Source organism: Actinobaculum sp. 313 (genome assembly GCF_003073475.1).
Lineage (GTDB): Bacteria > Actinomycetota > Actinomycetes > Actinomycetales > Actinomycetaceae > Asp313.
In genome coordinates this window covers 1,039,251-1,062,513 of record NZ_CP029033.1, presented here as the reverse complement: position 1 = coordinate 1,062,513, position 23,263 = coordinate 1,039,251, and the positions used below count along the sequence as shown (strand labels likewise).

At 62.1% G+C, this 23,263-nt stretch carries 13 protein-coding genes and 1 pseudogene; all 14 read right to left on the bottom strand.

All coding sequences use genetic code 11. The features are described 5' to 3' along the window. Nucleotides 1–55 precede the first annotated feature (55 nt). The 14 genes and pseudogenes from deoC to DDD63_RS12785 all read right to left on the bottom strand — a co-directional run bounded on the left by deoC (nucleotide 56) and on the right by DDD63_RS12785 (nucleotide 23,194). Entirely contained in the window at nucleotides 56–718 is a 663-nt protein-coding gene (gene deoC / locus DDD63_RS04505; protein WP_108715365.1) for a deoxyribose-phosphate aldolase, read from the bottom strand. 143 nt (nucleotides 719–861) lie between these two features. Next, on the bottom strand, nucleotides 862–2,157 hold the full coding sequence (locus DDD63_RS04500; protein ID WP_108715364.1) for a thymidine phosphorylase: 1,296 nt from the start codon (nucleotides 2,155–2,157) through the stop codon (nucleotides 862–864). Beyond that, the gene (locus DDD63_RS04495) at nucleotides 2,154–2,621 is read right to left on the bottom strand and encodes a cytidine deaminase (protein WP_108716648.1); all 468 of its coding nucleotides are present in this window, start codon (nucleotides 2,619–2,621) and stop codon (nucleotides 2,154–2,156) included. Before DDD63_RS04495 ends, DDD63_RS04500 begins: the two co-directional genes overlap by 4 nt. A 182-nt stretch (nucleotides 2,622–2,803) precedes the next feature. Next, nucleotides 2,804–4,099, bottom strand: coding sequence for an ABC transporter permease (locus tag DDD63_RS04490; RefSeq protein WP_108715363.1), 1,296 nt, complete (start codon nucleotides 4,097–4,099; stop codon nucleotides 2,804–2,806). After that, complete coding sequence (locus DDD63_RS04485) at nucleotides 4,096–5,328, bottom strand: ABC transporter permease (protein ID WP_240611427.1); 1,233 nt, start codon at nucleotides 5,326–5,328, stop codon at nucleotides 4,096–4,098. Before DDD63_RS04485 ends, DDD63_RS04490 begins: the two co-directional genes overlap by 4 nt. Beyond that, nucleotides 5,325–6,865 (bottom strand): annotated as a pseudogene (locus DDD63_RS04480) (ABC transporter ATP-binding protein). The gene DDD63_RS04485 and the pseudogene DDD63_RS04480 overlap by 4 nt, the downstream one beginning before the upstream one ends. 109 nt (nucleotides 6,866–6,974) lie before the next feature. Continuing rightward, nucleotides 6,975–8,060, bottom strand: a complete 1,086-nt coding sequence (locus DDD63_RS04475; protein WP_240611425.1) for a BMP family ABC transporter substrate-binding protein — start codon at nucleotides 8,058–8,060, stop codon at nucleotides 6,975–6,977. Nucleotides 8,061–8,474: 414 nt separating this feature from the next. Next, nucleotides 8,475–9,551: a mannose-1-phosphate guanylyltransferase gene (locus DDD63_RS04470; protein WP_108715361.1), complete on the bottom strand. Its 1,077-nt coding sequence runs from the start codon at nucleotides 9,549–9,551 to the stop codon at nucleotides 8,475–8,477. 435 nt (nucleotides 9,552–9,986) lie between these two features. Then, nucleotides 9,987–10,799 carry an exodeoxyribonuclease III gene (locus tag DDD63_RS04465; RefSeq protein ID WP_108715360.1) on the bottom strand — a complete coding sequence of 271 codons (813 nt, stop codon included), beginning with the start codon at nucleotides 10,797–10,799 and terminating at the stop codon, nucleotides 9,987–9,989. Nucleotides 10,800–11,321: 522 nt separating this feature from the next. Next, a complete protein-coding gene (locus tag DDD63_RS04460) occupies nucleotides 11,322–12,212 on the bottom strand; it encodes a bifunctional methylenetetrahydrofolate dehydrogenase/methenyltetrahydrofolate cyclohydrolase (RefSeq protein ID WP_108715359.1) in 891 nt (296 codons plus the stop codon). Further along, nucleotides 12,209–13,513: a serine hydroxymethyltransferase gene (gene glyA, locus DDD63_RS04455; RefSeq protein WP_108715358.1), complete on the bottom strand. Its 1,305-nt coding sequence runs from the start codon at nucleotides 13,511–13,513 to the stop codon at nucleotides 12,209–12,211. The genes DDD63_RS04460 and glyA overlap by 4 nt, the downstream gene beginning before the upstream one ends. Before the next feature lie 302 nt (nucleotides 13,514–13,815). Further along, nucleotides 13,816–14,238, bottom strand: coding sequence for a holo-ACP synthase (locus DDD63_RS04450; RefSeq protein WP_108715357.1), 423 nt, complete (start codon nucleotides 14,236–14,238; stop codon nucleotides 13,816–13,818). Between the two features lie 2 nt (nucleotides 14,239–14,240). Then, nucleotides 14,241–22,172, bottom strand: coding sequence for a type I polyketide synthase (locus DDD63_RS04445; RefSeq protein WP_240611423.1), 7,932 nt, complete (start codon nucleotides 22,170–22,172; stop codon nucleotides 14,241–14,243). Then, a complete protein-coding gene (locus tag DDD63_RS12785; protein WP_240611421.1) occupies nucleotides 22,055–23,194 on the bottom strand; it encodes a hypothetical protein in 1,140 nt (379 codons plus the stop codon). The genes DDD63_RS04445 and DDD63_RS12785 overlap by 118 nt, the downstream gene beginning before the upstream one ends. Between the last annotated feature and the right edge of the window lie 69 nt (nucleotides 23,195–23,263).

Here is a 23,263-nt window from a genome sequence, read left to right as displayed (position 1 = left end):
ACCTCAGCCGCTTGTGGTGACGTCCGCGGAGGTCGCCACCACAAGGCCTACGGCTTCAGAGTGTGTCAAGAACCTTCTGGGTCGAGCTGAGACCAAGGCGCGTCGCACCCGCGTCGAGTAGCTCCGAGGCGAAGGCGCCGTCGCGAATACCACCGGAGGCCTTAACCTCGAGATCGTCGCCCACCGTCTTCTTCATCAGTTCGACGGCGTGCACGGACGCACCACCGGTTGGATGGAATCCTGTCGATGTCTTCACGAAATCCGCACCGGCGGCCTTCGAGGCCTCACACACGGCGACAATCTGCTCGTCGCTCAGCGCCGCAGACTCGATGATCACCTTGAGAACCGCGTTCGGGATCGCTTCGCGTACCGCGGCAATGTCCGCTTGGACCGCGTCATAGCGGCCTTCAACGGCGTGCCCGACGTTGATCACCATATCGACCTCATCGGCACCGTCAGCAACTGCCTGCTTGGCCTCGGCGGCCTTGACTTCGCTACGGTGTGCGCCCGACGGGAAGCCGCAGACAACCGCCAACTTCACCTCGCCGAGATCAATATCAGCGGGCAGCGGCAGCATGCTGGGCGAAATACACACCGAGTAGGTGCCCAATTCCTTAGCGTCCGCGATGAGGCGCCGCACATCGTCTAGCGTTGCCTCCGGCTTCAGCAGTGTATGGTCCACCATGCCGGCGACTTGCTCACGTGAATACTGTGACATTCAGTTGCTCCTGTTCTTTCTGCTCATTGTTTGCTCACTTTTGGACGGCGGGCATGCGTGATCGGGATGCTCGCCGCTTCGTCGCTAGCCGCCAAGGCAGCCTCCCGCTGGTTGTCACGAGTGGCTGGCGCAGCGTCGCGATCCTATTCCCGCCCGATTCGCTCCAGCACGACCGATGCACGCGGCGCAACGGCCTCATCGGAGATATGCAAGGTATCCGCGAGGGACTCACGCGCACGGGCAAATCGCTCCGGCTCATCGGTATGCAAGCGCAGCAGTTTCTGCCCGCGTACGACCTTGTCACCCGGCCGGGCGAAGATCTCTACACCGGCACCTGCCTGCACCGGATCCTCCTTGCGCGCACGACCCGCACCCAGTCGCCACGACGCCACCCCGACGGCGAGTGCGTCAAGGTCTTGGAGGATGCCGTCCTTCTCGGCCAGCACGTCTTCGGTGTGTGCGGCCTGCGGTAATGGTGCATCCGGGTCACCGCCCTGCTCTGCGATCATGGTGCGCCACACGTCCATTGCGCGGCCATCACGCAGCGCTGCAGCAGGATCAGCATCTGGTTGGCCCGCAGCAGCAAGCATCTCACGCGCCAAGGCAACCGTCAGTTCGACGACGTCGTCCGGTCCTCCACCGGCAAGTACCTCCACGGACTCGCGCACTTCCAGTGCATTTCCCACCGTGAGACCAAGAGGAACAGACATGTCGGTCAGCAATGCCACGGTGTTCGTACCCGCATCGGTTCCGAGGTCCACCATAGTACGGGCGAGTTCACGCGCCTTATCCAAGGTCTTCATAAAGGCGCCCGATCCCACCTTTACATCTAGCACCAGCGAACCCGTTCCCTCGGCAATCTTCTTGCTCATGATCGATGACGCAATCAGCGGTACGCAGGCAACCGTGGCCGTCGCATCACGCAGAGCATAGAGTTTCTTATCGGCCGGCGCCAGGCCCGCGCCCGCGGCACAGATCACCGCTCCCGAGCCGGTGCCCAACTGCCGATAGATCTCCTCGTTGGAGAGACCGGCCCGCCATCCGGGAATGGATTCCAGTTTGTCGAGGGTACCTCCCGTGTGGCCGAGCCCGCGTCCGGACAATTGCGGTACCGCCACGCCGAAACTGGCAACGAGCGGCGCCAGAGGGAGGGTGATCTTATCGCCCACGCCCCCGGTGGAGTGCTTGTCAGCGGTTGGGCGTGGGAGGCCGGAAAAGTCCATTCGTTCGCCGGAGCGAATCATGGCATCCGTCCAGCGCGCGATCTCGTGGCGAGTCATTCCGTTGAGGAAGATCGCCATGGCGAGAGCACTCATTTGGTAGTCAGTTACGACCCCGCGCGTATAAGCATCGATAACCCAGTCGATATGCTCATCCTGAAGCACCTCGCCGTCTCGCTTGATCGCAATGACGTCGACGGCGTCAAAGGCCTCACTCATCGCTTCCCTCCCTGCGCCGCCGCAACAGCCGCCTTGGCATCAGATCTCGTGAATGTTGAGGTAGCCACGTCTTCCAAATCCTTTTGCCCGAAGCCGTAGGGCAGCACCTCCTTCATTGGCATAATTCCCTCCGGCATCGCCAATAACATCTCCGGACCGCCATGTTCGTAGAGTACCTGCCGACAGCGACCGCACGGAACAACGGGCTCACTATTGCCGTTGACGCACGCCACGGCCATAAGCCTCCGTCCGCCACCGCGTACAAATGCGCTGACCAGCCCGCATTCGGCGCACAGCGTTACCCCGTAGCCCGCATTTTCGATATTGCATCCGGAGTAGAACGTGCCATCCTCGGCGATACCCGCCGCTCCAACCGGGTAGCCGGAATACGGAGCGTATGCAGTTTGCATGGCCTCGACTGCGAGACCATGCAGTTTTGCCCATGTCTCAGTCGTTATTTTCATCATTCCTCCACCGGGTGATCCCGGTACTGCCGGTGTTTCAGCGGTCGCGTATAGACCGCGGAAACACGTCAATTCGATACTTCTATCGCTGGTGCTTGTACTCTGGCTGGCGGGCATCACCGACACCCGCCAGCCAAATACTCCAGTGCGTGCACAGACGCAGGTTGCGTCCGCCCAGCGGTTTACTTGTAGTACGGAACGTTCTCCGACGCCGGTGGCCTGGAACGTCCGACAAAGCCGGCCACTGCCAGCACCGTTACCAGGTACGGGATCATGTTGATGATGTTCGACGGCGCACTGTCCTGCAGACTCGGCAGCAGGATCGAGATCGCATTGGCAAATCCAAACATCAATGATGCACCCACCGCACCTAGCGGGTGCCACTTTCCTAGGATCATGGCGGCTAGGGCGATGTATCCGTTTCCAGCGGAAATATTCTCGTTGAAGGAGTGCGCGATCGCGGCTCCTATGGTGAAGTATGAACCTCCAAGCCCCGCCAGTGCAGCGCTGAATAGCGTATTTCTGATGCGAGTGCGCTGCACATTGATACCTACCGTATCCGCCGCGTGGGGATGCTCACCGCAAGCACGCATGCGCAGGCCCCAACGGGAGCGGAAGAGCATAATGGTCAGGACGATGATCACGACGTACATGAAGTACGTCAGCACTGTCTGCCTGAACAACACCGGACCGATTATCGGAATATCGCCAAGCAGCGGAATCTTGAAGTCACTCAAGCCCTCGGGACGATTCAGATCCATGTTCTTCGTCATGATCGTCGAGTAGAAGAACGTGGTCAATCCAAGTGCGAGTACGTTCAGCACAACACCGACAATGATCTGATCCACGTTGTACTTCACTGCGAAAACCGCAAGAATCGCACCCAGCAACATTCCCGCCAAAGGAGCAGCAAGCAGTCCCAGCCACACGTAACCCGTCCACGAGGCGACGAGAATGCCCGCGAATGCACCCACCAGCAACTCGCCTTCGATAGACATATTGACGATACCGGAACGCTCCGCCACAACACCGGATAGCGAGCCGAAGATCAGCGGCGTCGAGAGGGCCAGCGCAGATGCGAGTGTCGCGGTCAAGGTGATCGTTCCAGCGGACCCTCCACCGAACCAGACCAATAGTGCGAAAACCGCAAACAATCCGACTAGGACCGCCGGGGCCGCGCCAGTCTTCCGCCGTGTCACAGCCCGAAACACCGAGTAAATGCACACAAGTAGGCAAACGACGAAAGCAATCGCACAGACTAAGCGTGCATCGACCACCCAGTTCGACAGCTTGACACTATCGGCCTTCGACCGGTTAAAACTGATCGTTGCATCGCCATCGGCAGAAATCATGAGATACAGCGTCAATACAGATGCGATGAAATAGGTGATCGGCATCTTCCAGTTGATCTTCGCCTTTACCTCATGTTGGGTAACAGGGGCGACGTCTGGAGAGACCGTGTCGATTGTGGTGCTCATGCCGCGACCTCCTCGTTGGCAGCAGCCTTCTCGGACTGCAGTGTCAGATACTCACGGATCGTCATCTTTCCATCGTTGGGCAGATGGAACAGCCAGCGTAGGAAAGGCGGTGCCGCGATGAGGAGGACAATCACTGCCTCCAGAATAAGAGTCATATCGATCGGCACATCGGCCTGCGTGTCCATAATGCGACCACCGGCGCTGAAAGCGCCGAAGAGGAGTCCGGCGAAGAAGGTGCCTACCGGCTTGTTCCGCCCCAGCAACGCCACCGTAATCGCATCGAAGCCCATGTTTCCTGCTACCCCATTGTCAAGGTAGTAGAGCGTTCCCGTCACCTGCACTCCACCAGCCAAGCCACAGAACGCTCCCGATAGCGCCATGGTCAACGCCGTTACACGCGCAATCGACATCCCCGCGACCCGGGCCGCGTTGGGGTTGGCGCCAACCGCACGCAACTCGAATCCCCATGTAGAACGCTCCAAGTACCACCACACGAATAGCGCCACCAGGATGGCGATTATCAGACCTGCGTTGAGCCTGAACGGACTCGGCAGGAGTGACGGAAGCTCTGCACTCTCGGCTATGTTCGGCGAACGAGGATTCGAAGAGCCCTCTTCCTGGAAGAGAGAAAGCGAGAGCAGGTGGTTCAGCAACAACAGCGCCACCGAGTTGAGCATGATGGTGACAATGACCTCGTTGGCCCCGGTTTTCGCTTTGAGAATACCGGGAATCCAACCGTACAGTGCACCGGCGGCAGCACCGCCCAGTAAGCAGAGAAGCACATGAGCAAAGCCCGAAACTTCCCAAGGCGAAGCGAAACCGAGATAAGCCGCCATGATAGCGCCACAGATGATTTGGCCTTGACCGCCAATGTTGAACAGGCCGGCGCGGAACCCGAGCGAAAGGCCCAGACCGGCGATGATCAAGGGCACCGCGTTGTAGACGGACTTGGTCAGCGGAGCCAACTTTGCTTGCCATGCCTCCGCTGTGTAGTCATAAATGGCGCCGCGGAACATGGCAGAGTATGCCTCGGTCACGCTCGCGCCGGAGATGATTATCAGCAGCGCACCAATTAGCAGCGACACCACAACTGCCAACACGTAGACCAGCCAGTTTGATCGCAGACTCACCGCGACGGCGGCTTCCACCCACCTGCCGAATCCAGCGTGGGCATTCTCATCGATAGGCTTCTCCTCTTCCAGAGGATCAGTCTCTAGAGTCGTGCTCACTTCGCCCCCTCCTTAGCGCCAGTAGCCATTGCTTCTTCCTCAGGTACACCCGCCATCAGCAGGCCCATAACATCACGCGGTGTATCAGGAGGCACCACAGCTACGATGCGCCCGCGATACATCACCGCAATCCGATCCGCCAAGGCATATACCTCATCCAGTTCGGAGGAGACGACGAGGACGGGAACCCCCGCGTCACGCGCAGCAACAATGCGCTGATGGATGAACTCAATCGAGCCGACATCAACGCCGCGTGTGGGCTGGTTAGCCACGAGAAGACGCAGGTCCTGCGAGAGCTCGCGCGCAACAACCACTTTCTGTTGGTTACCGCCTGAGAGCGTAGAAATCGCATCGGTCACTGAACCAACACGGATGTCGAATTCCTGAACACGCTTTGCTGCATTTTCGGCAATGGCGCGTGGTTTCATGAATGGACCGGTGGCGAACTGCTTGTCGTGGTATTGGTCGGTTATCAGGTTTTCAGCGATGGAGAACGAACCGATCATGCCATCGGTGGAACGATCCTCCGGTACGAAACCGACATCCGCCTTGAGATGTTGCCGTACGTTCGCTTTGGTCAAGTCCCGGTCATCCAGTAGTACCTTGCCCTCGTTGGGACTTTCCAGTCCCAGGAGAACCTCGGCCAATTCGGTCTGACCATTGCCCTGCACACCTGCGACCGCCACAATCTCACCTGGACGTACGTCCAGGTTCACATCGTCTAAGAGCGTGTTGCCGGTGGGGGAAAGCAGCGAGACGCCCCGCAGTTCCAACCCGCCATCAGTCGGCTGGGCAGGGCGCTTATCGACCTTCAGCATAACGGGGCGCCCTACCATCATCGTCGCGAGCTCGGACTCGCTGGAGGACGCCTGGGCCTCCCTACTACCTGCCCGCGGCGGATAACGGTAATCTTGTCCGCCACCGCGCGTACCTCGCGCAACTTATGCGTGATGAAGATGATCGAGGTTCCCTCACTGGCAAGCTGACGCATGATATCCATCAACTCGTCAGTTTCCTGTGGCGTCAACACCGCAGTAGGCTCATCGAGGACGAGAATAGACGCATCGCGTGACAGCGCCTTCACAATCTCGACTCGCTGTTGCACGCCAACCGGTAGATCTTCGATATATGCATCCGGGTCGAGATCGAATCCGAACCTCTCGGAGACTTCCCGCACCTTCCGTCGCGCAGCACGGAAGTCGAGCAATCTTCCAGGACCCGATACTGGTTCGTAGCCTAGCGCCACGGATTCCGCAACCGTGAATACCGGCACCAGCATGAAGTGCTGGTGCACCATGCCAATGCCTGCCGCCACCGCATCACCGGCGGAGGAGAAATAGACCGGTTCGTCGTCCAGTAGGATCTCGCCGCCATCCGGCCGGTAGATGCCATACAGAACATTCATGAGTGTCGATTTACCCGCGCCGTTCTCACCCAAAAGTGCGTGAATCTCGCCCGGCTCAACAACAAGGTTGATGTTGTCATTGGCTACGAAGGAGCCAAAACGCTTCGTGATGTTCACAAGCTCCAGACGCAACTGCCGCCTGCCTTTCTTCAATGCTTCCACGCAGCCGTTTCGGCGCACGGAAGCCTCTGGGGCGCTGGAGCCCGGCACAACGGCCGGGCTCCAACATTATTGCATCGGATTACTTTTCGAAGGCCGCGTCGGACTCAACAACGGTCTTTCCGGTGATGATCTCCTCTTGGATCGCATCAAGTTCGTCCTGTAGGCCTTCGGGCAACTCAGACTCGAAATCATGGAACGGGGCCAACTTCACGCCACCATTCTCGAGCGTGCCGAGGTAGTTGTCTGCGGTGAAGTTACCCTCGCTACCGGCCTGAACAGTATCGAAGACTGCGGAGCCGATATCCTTCTGCACGGAGGTCAGGATGATGTCCTTGTAGTTCGGCGCGGACTCATACCAGTCAGAATCAACACCAATGATCAACACATCACCCTCGGTCTGCGCAGCTGCGGCGGCACCCAGTCCCACCGGACCGGCAACCGGCATGATGATGTCGGCACCCTGATTAATGAGTTGCTGAGCGGTCTCAGTACCCTTCGACTGATCATCAAAGGTATTCGTGAACTGACCTGTCTGGGCCTCCTTATCCCAGCCCTTTACCTCGACATTCGTGCCATGGTCCGCGTTGTAGCGGGCAACGCCATCAACGAAGCCGTCCATGAAGATCGTCACCGACGGAATCTGGATACCACCGAAGGTTGCAACCTTACCCGTCTTGGTCATGGCCGCTGCGGAATAGCCCGCCAGATAAGCAGCTTCCTGCGTGTTGAAGACCAGAGCGCGCTCGTTGGCGAGCGGGTCCTTGAATTGGTCATCGATCAGGGCGAAACTGACGTTCTCATTGTTCTTCGCGGCGCGCGAAATCGCATCGTTGAGGTTGAAGCCCACACCGATGACTAGATCACAGCCACTATCGACCAAGGAGTCGACATTGGGCTGGAAGTCGGCCGATGACTTCGACTCGGCCGTCTTTTCCGCAACGCCCAGCTCTTCAACCGCCCTTTCCAAGCCTTCCTTTGCAGACTGGTTGAAGGACTTGTCGTTCCAGCCTCCGGCATCAGAAACGAGACATGCGGTGTAATCACTGCCCGCCTTATTCCCACCGTCACCTCCGTTAGACGACTTGTTATCCGAGCTGTTTCCGCCACAAGCGGATAGCGCAAGCGCGGCAGCACCCAAAATTGCCGCAAGCTTCGTTTTATTCACGCTTTTCTCCTGATGTGTGTGCCTAAATCGCCGACGTGTTCGGCGCTGGTGAACATAGCCTACACGGCAATTCATGAAAAATGTGACACTTCATACCCAATTCGCTCATCTTGCAACAAAAATTGCCTTTCGGCGCTGCGCCAATTGCAACAAACAGCGCGTTTCCGCTGCTCAGGGCGGTGTCTGACGCAAACCGCTCCCCCACGAATGGACACACGTGAAAACCTACGAAGCGGTATGGAACCTGAATCACAGCCAATCCACACAGCGCTTGAAACTCTTTGCGTGAGTTCCTTGAACGCACCACACCTGACACGCTCCGCGCACAGTTGAGGCCATGTCTATGCGCATTCTCCCTATCGCACTGCGACTAAACAGCCCCGCACAGATGACCGTTTCAATCCGTGAACAACCTCAGTGCAGATAACCGAGGCCCGCGTCGTCGAGGCCGTCAACGATCCGCTTCACTTCCTGCGCAGCTGACTGTTGTGTGACAAATATCACGTCTGCCGCTTCTACGACAACCGCCCCTGGCACTCCGGCCACCACAATCGGTTTCGACCCCGCATACACCAAGGCGCCAGGTGAGTCACTGATGAAGGTCCTCTGCGGCTCACCGCCGGGAACAACCCCATGCGACAGCTCTGCGGGAGCAATGACAGCCGCTAACGAAGAGTAGTCACCCACATCGGACCATCCCATTTCCGCTGGAACAACGGCGACGCCGCCCTCGGCTGCGAGAGGCTCGGCAATTGCACGGTCGATAACAGCCGCAGGAAGGTCTTCCCAATATCGCTCAATTGCGGCGGTGCGCTCCGGAGTATCCCAGGCCTTCGCCAACTCATCGATGGGCCGCGCCATCTCCGGGTGAAAATGCTCCAACGCCTGCAGCAGAACCGAGGCCTTGGCGATGAACATTCCCGCATTCCAGAAGTATTCGCCGCTGGCCAAATAGCGGGTAGCGGTTTCCACATCCGGCTTCTCAACAAAAGCGAGCACCGACTGCGCGCTCTCTCCCATCGCAGCCGCTGCACGAATATAACCGTAGGCTGTGGACGGTTCATCGGGCGTTATCCCAATTGTGACAACGTAGCCGTTCTCAGCCGCTTCCAACGCCGAGCGCACTGCCCGATGAAACGCATCTTCGTCGCGGATAAGGTGATCCGCTGCGAAGGAGCCGACGACGACATCGCCGTACCGCTGTTGCAGAACCGCAGCTGCCAGACCGATTGCCCCCATCGTGCCGCGCGCGGACGGTTCGACCATGACGTCCGCCTGCGGTACCTGCTCCCCTACCGCCACCGCGTGAGCGGATCCGGTAACCACCAGGCACGACTTCGCCACTGGACTGAGGCGATGAATCGTTGCTTGAAGGAGTGTGCGTCCCGCACCGGTGAGGTCAGTCAGAAACTTCGGTGCGGACTGCCGCGAAAGCGGCCACAATCGAGTGCCTGCGCCGCCGGCGGGAATAATGGCATGGAAGTCGGTCATTGCTTCTCCGTTCGCATAGCGTGGACAAACCGGTACTCACCCGGCCCCGGCGCAGTCTATCGCTGCTGGGGCCACCACCGCACCCACAGCGCGCACGCAAAAGTCGGCACGGTTGCCATACAGGAGTCTTGATATCCACTCCCGCCAGGGCAGGCGTCTATCTCGTCGTACACCGTCGTGTCGATGATGGTTGATATCCACTCCCGCCAGGGCAGGCGCGCACGCAAAAGTCGGCACGGTTGCCATACAGGGCGAATACCGCAACGCCCGGGCCACCTGCTCCGGAACAATGCACACGGAGCGGTGTTTCGCTCGAAGCCCCGCTAGCGGCCGGAGATCCATTCATCTTCCGCGTGGGGCTGAGTCGCCGCCATGGTTTAGCACGGGGAATCGCGTGCCGTTATAGGTCTGAGAATTCACAGTGGGTCTGAGAATTCATGCGGGGCGCGTGGCTTCCAACGCATAGTCGACAACGAATGGCGCATGATCGGAAAATCGTTCCTGATAGGAAAGCGCACGGTCCACCCGAGCGTGGGCAACGACACCGGCCAATGCGGGGCTGACCAGCTGGTAGTCAATCCGCCATCCGGTGTTGTTGTCGAATGCCTTGCCACGCTGCGACCACCACGTATAAGGTCCCTGCCCGTCGGGCAGAAGGAAGCGTTGCACATCCACATAGCCGTACTCGCCGAACCATCGATTTAGATAGGCGATCTCCGGATCGAGCACGCCGGAGTGCCGGTTGTGGTTCGGTTTCCAATTGGCGATATCCTGCTCGCCACGCACGATATTGAAGTCTCCACCCACCAGCACACTTCCATCGCCAAGCAGTTCAGTCAGCCGCTTGTCGACGGCATCGAGATGGGCATACTTCGCGGCCATCTTCTCCGGGCTTGCGGCGTCGCCCGAATGCAGGTAGGCGGATACCACCCGCAAGCCGAACTCCGGCAACTCCACTTCCAACCAGCGGCCCGTATCCACCGGCGGTTGCTCGGCGGACAGCCCCCGCACCTCTCTGCCGATCTCAATCCCTTCACGAACCGCTATGGCAACGCCGGCGCGTCCACGAATGTCGCAGGCCCAGGTGATCACCTGGTATCCCTCGCCGATCAACGGCGCGACGAGATCGTCGGGAGCGCGCACCTCTTGCAGCAGCAGAACATCCGGGTCGGCAGCGGCAATCCACGCCGCCAGACCCTTGCGCACTGCGGCACGGATTCCATTGACATTGCAGGTCGCGATCTTCATGCGTCCCAGCCTAATGCCTACAGGCGGCAACCGCCTCTCAATGGCTCCTCGCTGTGGCCCGGGATGGACTTCAGCTGGGGTATGGCCTCGGTCGGCCCGCTGGGAACCGACGGCGCTTTTGCGGGCAGATGGACTTCAGCCGGGGCATTGCCTCGGTCAGCCCGGTAAGAATCATCCTTGTGGCACGGGACGGACTTGCGACACCCGGCTCCATATTGTTTCCACCTCGGGGGCACGCACCATACCGCGCAGACACTTACATTCTCCACGTCCACTACCGATGTACTCCGGGTTACTCGCACGACTCCGCGAGAAAACCGGAGTCTAGCGAGAAACTAGGAGCAGATCCATAGTCGCCGAATAGCTACACGACCCGAGGCCGGAGTCTGGGCCGACAGCAGGCATTCAGCTCAGTAGCAGGCTTCCGGCCGCGGACAGGTTCCACCTGGCAGTGCGCCGCTTCACTACTCGTATCACCGGCGCACGTCGCCCGCACGAGTACATTCAGAGGCTCGTTCCGGCTCAGAAGCTCAAACCAGCGTGTTGCTCGGCAATCGCGACCACATTGGAGAGCAACATGACGCGGGTCATCGGCCCCACCCCGCCGGGGTTGGGAGAAATCCATCCCGCAACATCGGCCACCGCCGGGTCAACATCGCCGCGAATCCGGTAGCGCTTCCGCTGCGGATCGTACACGCGCGATACGCCGACATCCACCACTACGGCGCCCGGTTTGACCCAGTCCGGTTTGACCGTATGTGCCTGCCCCATCGCCGCAATCACGACATCGGCTCGACGTGCTTCCGCTGCGATATCGGCAGTACGCGTATGGCACAGCGTTACCGTGGCATCCACCCCACGCCGGGTCAGCAGTAGCCCGATGGTGCGCCCGACGGTGATGCCGCGCCCGAGCACGCATACTCGCTTGCCCGAGACCTCAACCCCATTGCGCGCCAAGAGCTCCACAATGCCTATCGGAGTGCAAGGCAACGGCGATGCGATGGCACCACCAGTCCCCAGAACCAGCCGTCCCAGATTCGTGGGATGCAAACCATCCGCATCTTTTTCCGGCGCAATGCGTTCGATCAGAGGCCGGGTGGGCAGCCCATCCGGCAGCGGCAACTGGACAATATATCCGGTGCACGCGGGATCTGCATTGAGACGGTCGATCGCGCGGGAAACGTCCGCCGGACTCGCGCTCGCGGGAAGGTCCTCCCGCAATGACGCGATCCCGATCTCCTGGCAGTCCCGGTGCTTTCCAGCGACGTAGGAGACCGACCCCGGGTCCTCCCCCACCAGCACCGTGCCCAGGCCGGGAGTGATCCCAAGCCTCGCCAACTCCGCCACCCTGCCGCGTAATTCGTCTTTTATGACGGCGGCGAGAGCTCGTCCGTCAAGGATCTGGGCACTCACCGGGCACCCGCACCGGTCTGGTCCAGCCCGGGGTACAGCGGGAAGGCGTCGGTGAGGCGCCGGACCCGGTTGCGCAACGCATCAACATCGGCCGCCGGGCCTGCGGCAAGCGCGGTCGCGATAATATCCGCCACCTCTGCAAACTCCTCCGCGCCGAAGCCGCGTGTGGCCAGCGCGGGGGTGCCGATACGCAGTCCCGAGGATACCGAGGCCGGGCGGGGATCCCACGGAACGGTATTGCGGTTGACCGTGATTCCCACGTCGTGTAAGAGGTCCTCCGCCTGCTTTCCATCCATCGCCGCATTGCGTAGGTCCACCAACACGAGGTGGACATCGGTTCCGGCGGTGACAAGGGTGATACCGGCATCGCTCACGTCCCGCGCCAACAAGCGCTGCGCCAGAATTTGCGCTCCTTCGAGGGTCCGTTGCTGAGTTTGCTTAAACTCCTCACCGGCCGCCAGTTTCAGTGCCACGGCTTTCGCCGCAATCACATGCATCAGCGGCCCGCCCTGCTGCCCCGGGAAGACTGCCGAGTTCAGCTTCTTGCCCAGGGCGTCGGCGTCGCGCGAGAGCAGCATGCCCGAACGCGGACCACCGATGGTCTTGTGGATCGTTGTCGAGACGACGTCCGAATACGGAACAGGGCTCGGGTGCAATCCAGCAGCCACCAGGCCGGCGAAATGTGCCATATCCGTCCACAGGTAGGCTCCGACTTCATCCGCGATTTCCCGGAAGGCCGCGAAGTCGATATGCCGCGGATACGCGGACCAACCGGCGATTATCAGCTTCGGGCGCTCTTGAAGCGCCTGCTGCCGCACCTGGTCCATGTCAATACGGTAGGTCTGCGGATCAACACCGTAAGCGGCAACGTTGTAATTCCGGCCGGAGAAATTAACCTTCATGCCGTGGGTGAGGTGGCCGCCGTGGGAGAGTTCGAGACCCATGATGGTATCCCCGGCGCGGACCAGAGCATGATAGACGGCGGCGTTGGCCTGGGCACCGGAATGCGGCTGCACATTGGCATATTCGGCATTGAACAACGATCTTGCGCGCTCAATGGCCAGTGCTTCGACTCGATCAACTTCCTCGCAACCCCCGTAATAACGGCGGCCCGGATAACCTTCCGCGTACTTGTTCGTCAGCACCGATCCCTGTGCCTGCAACACCGCGCGTGGCACGAAATTCTCCGATGCGATCATCTCCAGATAGGCGCGCTGCCGCTCGAGCTCGGCGTCGAGAATGGCTGCTACATCGGGATCGACTGCTGCAATCGGCGCGTTGAACTGGGATGATTGGGACATTACTCCTCCTGCTTGGATGAACCCGGCCCGACCGGGAAAACGTCACGCCGCCCCGGCCCGGGTCGCTAAACTTCCGGCAATCGCGGCATGACCAGAGTACCGCAGGCATTGAGCGGACTCGGCGGCGTTCAACTGGCGGGATACCGGGCTCCACACTCTCGGCTTCACGCTCTGGGCCGGACTCTCCCCCGAGCTCCATCGTCCGCTACCGCCCAGCGAGGCCCCACGCCATGGCCACTTCGGCTCCTCTGTGAATCAGCCAGGCAGCCCGCTCGTCTAATCCCGCACCGAGGGTTTTCGGACTACGCGCTCCCGTCGACGACGACGAAGGCCACCGCCACCGGGCCATCGTGGGACAGCGAGAGGTGCAGGCGGGTCTCCCCCAGCGCCGCGAATTTCTCCTCCACAGCGCCGTACAAGCGCAGGCCGGGGCGGTCCCACTGGTCGCCGACCACTTCAATCTGCGACCACACCGTCTCCGGCAGAGGCGGCGCACTGCCATACAGTGCCGCCGACCAGGCCTTGACAAAGGCCTCCTTCGCCGCCCATCGTGCAGCAAGATGCTCGGCCACAGCTCCCTCGGAGCCGCCGCGGCGGGCGGCGCGTTCGTGCGCCGCCCGCCGTTCTCTGGCGGTGAAGACCTTCTCAAAGCGCGTGCCCGGCTCGGCGAGCTGCGCGGCGAAGGAGGCGATGTCGACGACATCGACCCCGGTACCGAGGATCATCCTCAGTACCGCCCGTCCTCGCTCAAGCGCGCGTTCTCATCCAGAAGCATGGCTATCTCCTCGGCGTGGGCATCGTCGTCGCTGAAGCGGCGACCATCCACTTCCGTGAAGAGCGGTGCATGCCCGATCATGCCGGCCGCAAGTTGCCGTGCTCCGGCAGCCAGGCGATTCTCCGCCCTATCGCGCCACGACGCAGCTGCTTCCTCACCGTCGCTACGTTCAACGGCGCGCTGGAACGCACCGGGATGTACCAGCGCCATCAAGGCGGAGACATGCCCGAATCCAAGCGATGTCAGCAGCGACGCCTTCACGGTTCCCACTCGCAGCGGCTCGCGCAACCAGACGAGGAAGTCGTCGTCGGCGAAAGCCGGATCCAGGCAGTCCAGTGCCTTGTTGGCCGGAATCACACCGTTCACGAACAACTGCATGAGTCCTGACATCTGGAAGAGCGCCGCACCACCCTTCGAATGACCTGTGAGGGTCTTCTGCGAAATGACGTACAACGGGTTGCCCTCGCTGCGTCCGATGGCGCGCGCCAGGTTGGCATGCAGTTCCGCCTCGTTCGGGTCGTTCGCATTGGTGGAGGTGTCATGCTTGGACACCACCGCAATATCGTCCGCACCGACTCCGAGCGGTGCCAGGCTACGTACCAAGGGCGAGTTGGTGCCACCACGTCCGGCTGCCAGTGCTCCTAGGCCGGGGGCAGGGATGGACGTGTTGATGCCATCGGCGTAGGAGTGGATGAAACCGACAACTCCAAGCACCGGCAATCCGAGGTCGCGGGCGAGGTCACCACGAGCAAGCAGCACAGTGCCTCCGCCCTGCGATTCCACGAATCCTCCACGGCGCAGATCTCCCGCACGGGAGAAGAAACGATCCGGGATCCCCTTCGCCTTCATGGCGGCGGATTCTGCGGTGGCATTCATCGAGCCGAAGCCGACCAGGGATTCCACCTGCAAATCGTCAATGGCACCCGCCACCACGAAGGTGGCCTTGCCGGCAACGATCTTGTCGAATCCTTCTTCCACGGAAACAGCCGCAGTTGCGCATGCGCCGACCGGATGAATCATCGATCCGTATCCGCCGACGAAGCTTTGCATGGTATGCGCCGCCACCACATTTGGCAACGTCTCCTGCAAAATATCCTGTGGATATTCGTTACCGATAAAACGGTCAACGTACAGCTGGCGCATGGAGGTCATGCCACCGAAGCCCGTTCCCTGTGTGTTGGCCACCTCTGCCGGGTGAATCGCCGCCAGTAGCTCCGCCGGGGAGAATCCGGCCCCGATGAAGGCATCCACTGTTGTGAGCATGTTCCATACTGCCATGCGATCCATGGACTCCGTCATGGATGCCGGGAATCCCCAATGCGAGGGATCGAAGCCGGTCGGGAACTGGCCACCGACGTTGCGACTGAGGGTTGTGCGGCGCGGCACGTATGTCAGCGCGCCGGCGCGGCGGGTCACCAGCCATTCACCGTCCTGCTCGCTGCAGGAGGTGAAATCCGGATCGGCCTGGACGTGGGCACGCGCCTGCGCCTCATCGGCCACCGGGAAGGTGACATCCGAGCTGAGATGCACCGGAGCAATGTCGACCATGCCGAGATCGGCCAGCGGGCCGTCGTCGACAAAAGCTCGAACACCGCACCGCGCCACGACTTCGTCGCGATAACGGTCCCAGATATCGGCCTCGTCCACCAGTGTGTCATTCGTGTCGTACCAGCCCGGCTGCGGAGTCTCGTGCCAGGTCAGCAGGCTCATCATCCACGCCAGTTCCAGTACTCCGGCAGCGGTCAAGTCAACGTCGCCGTCGGAGCGGATGCCAAGCTCCGCCTCCAAACGGGTGCGCGAGGAACCCCACGGTCCCACCTCGCCAACACCGACAACCACCACCATGTCTTCCGGACGGGCCGTCACGGCCTCCCAGTCGGCTGGATCATAACTTGCCAGGCGTGGATCGGCGGGCGCCGGTAGCGCGCCAATGGTCGGCGCAGGGGCCAGTTCCTCTGCTGAAAGCTCGGGTTGCGCCGCCGCGCGCAGCTCGCGTAGGTCGACCTTATCCAGGCCGCCGGTCAGATCGGCCTCGATGGGCGCAGCGGCCGCCTCCGCGCGTGCCTGCAGCGTGCACAGTTCGAGTAGCTTCTGCGCGATCTCCGTGGTGCTCCAGGTGTGGACACCGGCGGCCTCAACGGCCGCGACAAGCGGATCATTGTGCCCCATCAGCCCGGTGCTGCGCACCCAACCGATAACGGCCCGTGCCAGTGACGTGTTACGGCCCCACGGCTCCGTTTGCCACTTGTTCATAATGGCGTCGAATGCCGCTTTCACCTCGCCATAGGCACCGTCTCCGCCGAAGGTACCGCGGTTGGGGGATCCGGGAAGCACCACATGAAGCCGGTGCTCGAGGTTCGTGTCCACGCTGAGAGCAGACAGCGCGCCGAGCAGACGCTCCACCCCCCATAGCAGCACACGGGCCTGATTCTCCGCCTCTGGCCCGGCGTCGGTCAGCATGCCGCGTACCGGCGGGGCAGCGAAGGGGAAGAGCATATCGGGCACGAAAGCGGGCTTGACCAGCTTGGAGGTGGCGCCCACCGTCTCCCGCTGCTCGTTACCGATCCACTGGACCAGCGCATCAATATCACGGAAGCTGGCCAGATTGGCCGGTACGAGCCACAGCTCGGCGTCGCCGCGAGCGCTGCTGCGGTACAGTTCCTTCGCGAAGGTGAGGCGGGCGGTATCGATTCGGGAGGCCGTGGCCACTACTGTCGCCCCACCGGCAAGAAGCCCGGCGACCACGCCTCCGGCAATTGAATTCGCGGTCATTCCGGTGACGACGGCGATCTGCCCGGAGAAGGCTCCCGCCTCGGTGGAAACCGCCTGGTCGGCAATTTCTTCCAGCCGATCAGCCAGTTCGGGGTGCCGCCGTGCCTGCCAGCGCGCCTGCCGGGCGACTTCCTCGCCGACGCCTACGAAGTTCGCCGTGACATCCTGCCCCGCGACAATACGTGCCACGTCCTCGCGGGCAGTGGCCCATCGGTCGGCCAGACGGACGGCTCGTGCCGCTTCGAAGGCGGGGGTGACAAATGCCTCCCAGCCGCTGCCGAGTTCGGCCTCGATGGCGTCGCGCAGTGCGCCGGAATCGTCCGTGGCTTCCTGCACCGCGGCGGGTGCCTGCCCGAGACGATCAAGAAGATCGCGTGCAGTATCGGCTAGAACGCCGGTGATCTGCTCCGAGAAGGCATCCAACGCGGCAGAGTCGACGACGGCGCCGCTGGCACCGCCCGCACTGGGAATAGCCACGGTTACGCCATGCTCCGCAGCAACCTCGGCGACGGCGGCATCGATCAATGCCTCCAGCTCTCCGGTGTTCGCGGGAGCGGTGTTGTCAAGGTTCGCCAAGTCGCCGCCACGCAGCGACTTGCCGTCTCGTGTGCCGAGTAGCAAAGCGGCACTGACGTGCGCCACCCATCCGGAGCCGAGCTGCCACACGTTCTCGATCCGCTCCGTGATGCGGCCAGGCTTTGCACCGCTGCCACCGGCGAGAGAACGCAGGCGGCTTCCGATCGCCTCGCTGAGCACCGGACCGAAGGGCTTGTAGCCATGCGCCTGTGCATCCACCTGGGTGGACAGCGTAGCGAGCGGCGCCTCCGCCGCCCCATCGAGCGCGGCGAGCTCGAATTCGGCCGTCAGATCCATTAGTACCTGGTTGCGCTTGGAGGAAACGCCGTTCGTCAGCGTCTCGACACTGTCCGCATCGGTCATTTGGTCCAGCCGCAACTTCGTCTGCTGCGCGAGGAGAATCCGCAGTCCGTCGGCGGCAGTGAAAGGCAGGTCCGCCGCCGGTCCTGCCGCCGGAGCAGCGGCCGGGGAGGCCACAGAAACCGCCGCCGCCGGCGCGGTACTCGCCGTCGTCTCAGCGGACTCGGCCACCGGTTCGCTCGGGGCGGCATCCGCCTCGGTTACCGGTGCGGCTTCATCCACAACCGGAGCCGTCACGTCCTCGCGCAGTACCCTCTTCGAGTCACGCTGCACGTTGAGAACTGTGGCGGAAGCGCCCGCATGCTCGGGCAGAGCGAGTGTTCGCGCAGCAAGGTTCGCCAACGTGGGTGATGCCGCCAGGCCGACCTCAACGATCTCGTCCACGCCGGAATCCAGCAGCAGATCCTGCGTTTCGATCCAGCGAACCGGAGAGGCGAACTGCCAGGCGAGCAATTCAATAAGTAGCGTGCGGCCGACCTCCATCGGGTCTGTCATGCGCTCGTCGAAATGCTCGTGTAATTCGCGCACAGTATCCGATGGAACCACCTGCAGCATGGCGGCCGTGAAATCACGGCTCAGCTCAAACGGCCGCGCCACGAGATTCGGAATGTACCGCCCCACCAACACGTTCAGGTTGATCTGCTGCGGCAGCAACCGTTCCAGGAGGTTACGGAAATCGGGCACGCCGACGCGCAGCACCGAGGAATGGAACGGCACGTCAATGCCGGGGACCAGCATGAAGGGACGCTTGCCACCGGCGGCACGAGCACGCTCCCCCGCATCCTTGGCGAGAGCCTCTAGCCCGGCAACGGTTCCCGCCACCGAATACTGCTGGCCGGCCAGGTTGAAGTTCACTACTTCGAGGAATTCCCCGGTGGCTTCGGATACAGAGGCGACGTAATCGACGACGCCGTCGTCGCCCACACCGAACTGGTTGGGGCGAAGTGCGCCGAGGCGATAGTTGGAGCGCCCCTCCGCGTCGCGCGGTACGAGGTGGTGCATGGTGGAACCGCGGTGGAACACGATCTCCAGCACATTCTCCAGGGTGAAGATTCCGGCATAGGCGGACAAGGCGTTGTATTCGCCCAGGGAATGCCCGGCGAAATAGGCGCCCGAAACCAGCGCCCCTTGTTCCGCCAGGCGTGCCGTCTGTGCGAAGGCAACCGTGGCCAGCGCGACCTGGGTGAACTGGGTCAGATTCAGTACACCATCGGGGTGGCGATACACGGTGCCCTGGGCGGTCAGTTCGCGCGGATTGTCGCGAACAACCGCCAGGATGGAGAAACCGAGCGCCTTGCGCGTATGCGCATCTGCGCGTTCCCACACGTCACGCGCGGCGGGAGAGGCGGCGCGCTCATCCAATGTCATTCCCTGCGCCTGAATGCCCTGACCAGGGAACACGTAGGCGGTTAGTGGGGCGGCAACAGAGGCGCTGGCCTGAGAGACGATTTCACCATCGATGCGGCAGGTCACCTCTAGTGCGAGGCCTCCTTCGCGCAGACGCCCGACGCGCTCCACCGAGATCTCCACCTCGTCGTTGAGCGCCACCATGCCGTACATGCGGTAGGTCCACCCGGTGATGGCACCGACATCCACGCTGGCAACGGCGTGCTGGGCGGCCGCGCAGAGCCACATGCCATGCACCAGCGGGGCATCCATTCCCGCCACGCGGGCGGCTCGTGCAGAGGTGTGAATCGGGTTGAAATCGCCGGAGACAATGGCGAATGCCGTCATGTCGGTCGGGGCGGTCACACGGGTACGCGAGAGCAGTGACCGCGGCGTATCCACCACGTCACGCTCAATTCCGCCGCGTGGCGCCGGGTCTGCGGGCTGGTTCGTGGTTGTGGCCCGCCCGCGCATGGCGAAACGATCAGTGAACTCCAGAACGGTCTCACCCGTGGCCGTGGTGACACGCGTCGAAATGGTGACAACGCGCCCGGAGGCCGACTCGGCTATATCCGAGCAACGGGAGTGCGCGGTGAGCTCGCCTGCGGCGTAGATCTCGTCCAGGCTGACGTGAAGCAGCTCGGAGTGATCCAGGTGAACAGCGTTGAGAAGTCCTTCGATCACAGGGTAACCGCCGGCCTGTCCGGAACCAATTGCGGCGTAGATGGTTGGCCAGCAGGAGCCTAGCAGTGCCGAGGGAACGCTGGTTTGGCTTCCCGGTGCCGTTACTCCTGCGTGCAGGCTGCTGATCGACGGATTCACGGCGAAGCTGAAATGGGCCTCACCGTTCTCGTCAATCGCCGGGAACTCGCTGATCGGCGTTCCGCCGATGGTTTGGGAGCCCACTCCGGCCATGGCCGCCAACAGTTCGCGCATCGCTCCTTCCAGGCGAGACTCGTCCACCACCGGTACTCCGCCGTCGGCAACCGAATCCGGCATGATCAGTGGAATACGCATATGGTCGACGACGTGCTGGTTGGCACCGGTCCCCTCCCACATGGTGTCTAGCGGCAGATACAGTTCGAGTCCCGCAGGAGTGTCATGAATCTCCGCCTGCGCGATGGCAACAGCTGGATTGGCAGTGAGATGCCCGTGCCACATGAGGTTGGGCACGGTGCGCAGATACTCGTCGCGAGTTTGGGCGAGCCGTGAGAACGCCTCGGGAGCCTCACCGGTCACGCGTGCAACAGCGGCATCCTCATAGCGGGCGAGAATATCGGCCACCGGCTCGTCCACGCCGGTGATTCCGGCGGCGGACACCGGGCCAGGAATGATTCGCACTTGATCGGCCGTGTAGCGAGGATCCTGTGACTGCCACAGTGAGTCCCCGCCCCACCACTGTAGGACATCCGTGCCGATCACCGGCACGAAGGGCACCGGCTTCGGGTACTTGCGGCACAGCGAAATGAACCAGGCGGCGTCACTTGGCGCAAGTCGGGTGCTGGAGGCCGCTGGGAAGGTCTCAACAAGGCGGTCAATGGCAGCGTGCGGCTCCGTGATCGAATCTTCCGTGGGGAACATCGTCTCCCACGGGCCGTGATCGGGTGGGCAGAGCCGTGCCTCGGTCCGCTGCAGTAGCTCATACAGCCGGGTGAGCTGGGCACCGTCGGTCCACGGATAGCTGAGGTTGACGTAACGGCGCAAGACATCCTCATAGGTCATGTCCTCCAGGTCACCGAAGTAGGGCTTGGCGGTACGGTCAAGCGCCTCGATGATCTCGTCGCGGCGCGCGGCGATGGCGTCCGCGTCGCCGTCCACCTCTACCAGCAGGCGCCCGGCAACAGAGGCCGAGTTCTCAACCTGATAGATGTCCGCATGTAGCTGCGACAGACCCGAGGTCATTCCACCGCGCACGGCTCCAGAGGCGATCCAGCCGCCGCCATCGGACTCCTGTACACCGGGAACGGAAACCAACAGTTCCTTGACATCCCGGTTCGTCTTCGCTTCGCGAGCGGTCATGGCGGCCGTGCCAATGAAGACGGCGTCCACGGGCATGGGGCGCATGCCGTGTGCCTTCGACCATTCGCCGGTCAGGTAGGCGGCGGCGCGCTCGGGAACACCCAGTCCACCGCCGACAGCCAGCACCACTCCGGCATCACGGACCTCGCGATAAGTCGCCAACAGCAGGTCATCGAGGTCCTCCCACGAGTGGTGACCACCGGCGTGTCCGTCTTCCACCATCATGAGCAGCGGCATACCCTCACATTCTTTCGCGATGGTCACCACCTGCCGAATTTGGGCAACAGTTCCCGGTTTGAAAGCGACGTATGGGAACCCCTCGCCACGCAGACGAGCGATGAGTTCCAGCGCCTCGTCGAGATCCGGAATGCCCGCGGAGATGACGACGCCGTCCAGCGGGGCACCCGCGGCACGCTCGCGTGAGACGAGTCGGCGCCCTCCGAAATGCAGATCCCACAAGTAGCGGTCGAGGAACATGGCGTTGAACTGCGCTGCCCGCCCGGGCTCCAGTTGCTCCTTCAGCCCGGCGATATGCGAGGTGAGAATCTCCTCGGTGGACTGGCCGCCACCGGCCAGCTCCACCCAGTGCCCCGCATTGGCGGCGGCCGCCACGATCTCGGGATCGACAGTGGTCGGAGTCATGCCGCCCAGCATTACCGGCGAACGGCCGGTGAGCCGCGAGAACGCAGTGTCGAGAACCTTTCGTCCTCCCACCGTGCGCAGTTGCGGGGCGTAATCGGACCAGTCCTGCGTGGTGGTGGCACGCGCCATTCCCGCACCAGCTGGTCGCGCGCCGGAGCGGTGCCCGCATCCACGTATGTCACTCCGCTGCCCGCCAAGTTCTCCAAGGTCAGACGCTGCAAAGAACCGGGGCCCAAATCAATGACGTAGCCGCCGCCGGGCGTCTCGAGTTTCGCCACTGCAACGGCGACCTCGTCATCCCAGGCGAGCGGGTCGATCAGAACCGCACTGGCCAGCTCGTGAGCATTTGCAACGCCAAGATCGCACCGCGAAATCCACTCGTCGGCAATTCGCAGGGCATCTGCAAGAAGCTGGGAGTGGAATGGGGTATCGACGTCGAGGAACTCGCAAATGGGTGCCAGTGGCGCGCCACCGGTACGCTTTGCCTCTCGCTCCTGACGCGACGCGGCCGCCCGCTGTTCCAGGGTTTCAACCAGTGCCGCCAAGCGGGCGGGAATACCCGAGACAACCGCCGATGTATGCGAGTTTGCAATGGCGATCTCCAAGCCCTCCGCGGCGAGGATATCGGCAAGCACCGGACGCGGAACACCGCGTATTGAGAGCATCGGCGTCGTCTCGCCGACGCGGGAAGCGCCAACTTCACGGGTCACCCGCGTGGCCGCTGCACCGATAATTCGTGCCAGTGCCAGAACTCCGGCTGGCTTCTCGGACGAGATCATCGCTGCGGCGAGGATCCCCTGCGAGTGTCCAATAACAGCAGTGGGCTCGGCCCCGGCCAGCGCGTCCTCTACATCAAGATAGGCGCCGTACTGTGCCAAGAGCACGCCCGGCACCGACGCGATAGCCGCGCTGGTGTTCGCGGCGGGACCGCGGCGGCCGAGCAGGTCGAGGCGGCCTGCACCAATGACGGTCAGCTCGGGCAGGACGGGGGCAAGCAGTTCTTCCGCTTGCACGTCCAATGCCGTGAGCGAGGCCAATACGCGCGGATCTTCCAGGAGCTCATTGAGTTCCCGGCGCCACGGCGAGGACTGCCCTGCGAACTGCAGGACCCACGGGCTGGAGGAGCGGAGTTCATCAATAACGGGGGACATAATCAACTTTCTGATGTTCTCGGTAGAACAAACTTCGAATAATGGCGTGGATAGGTCGGTGGCTCGGCG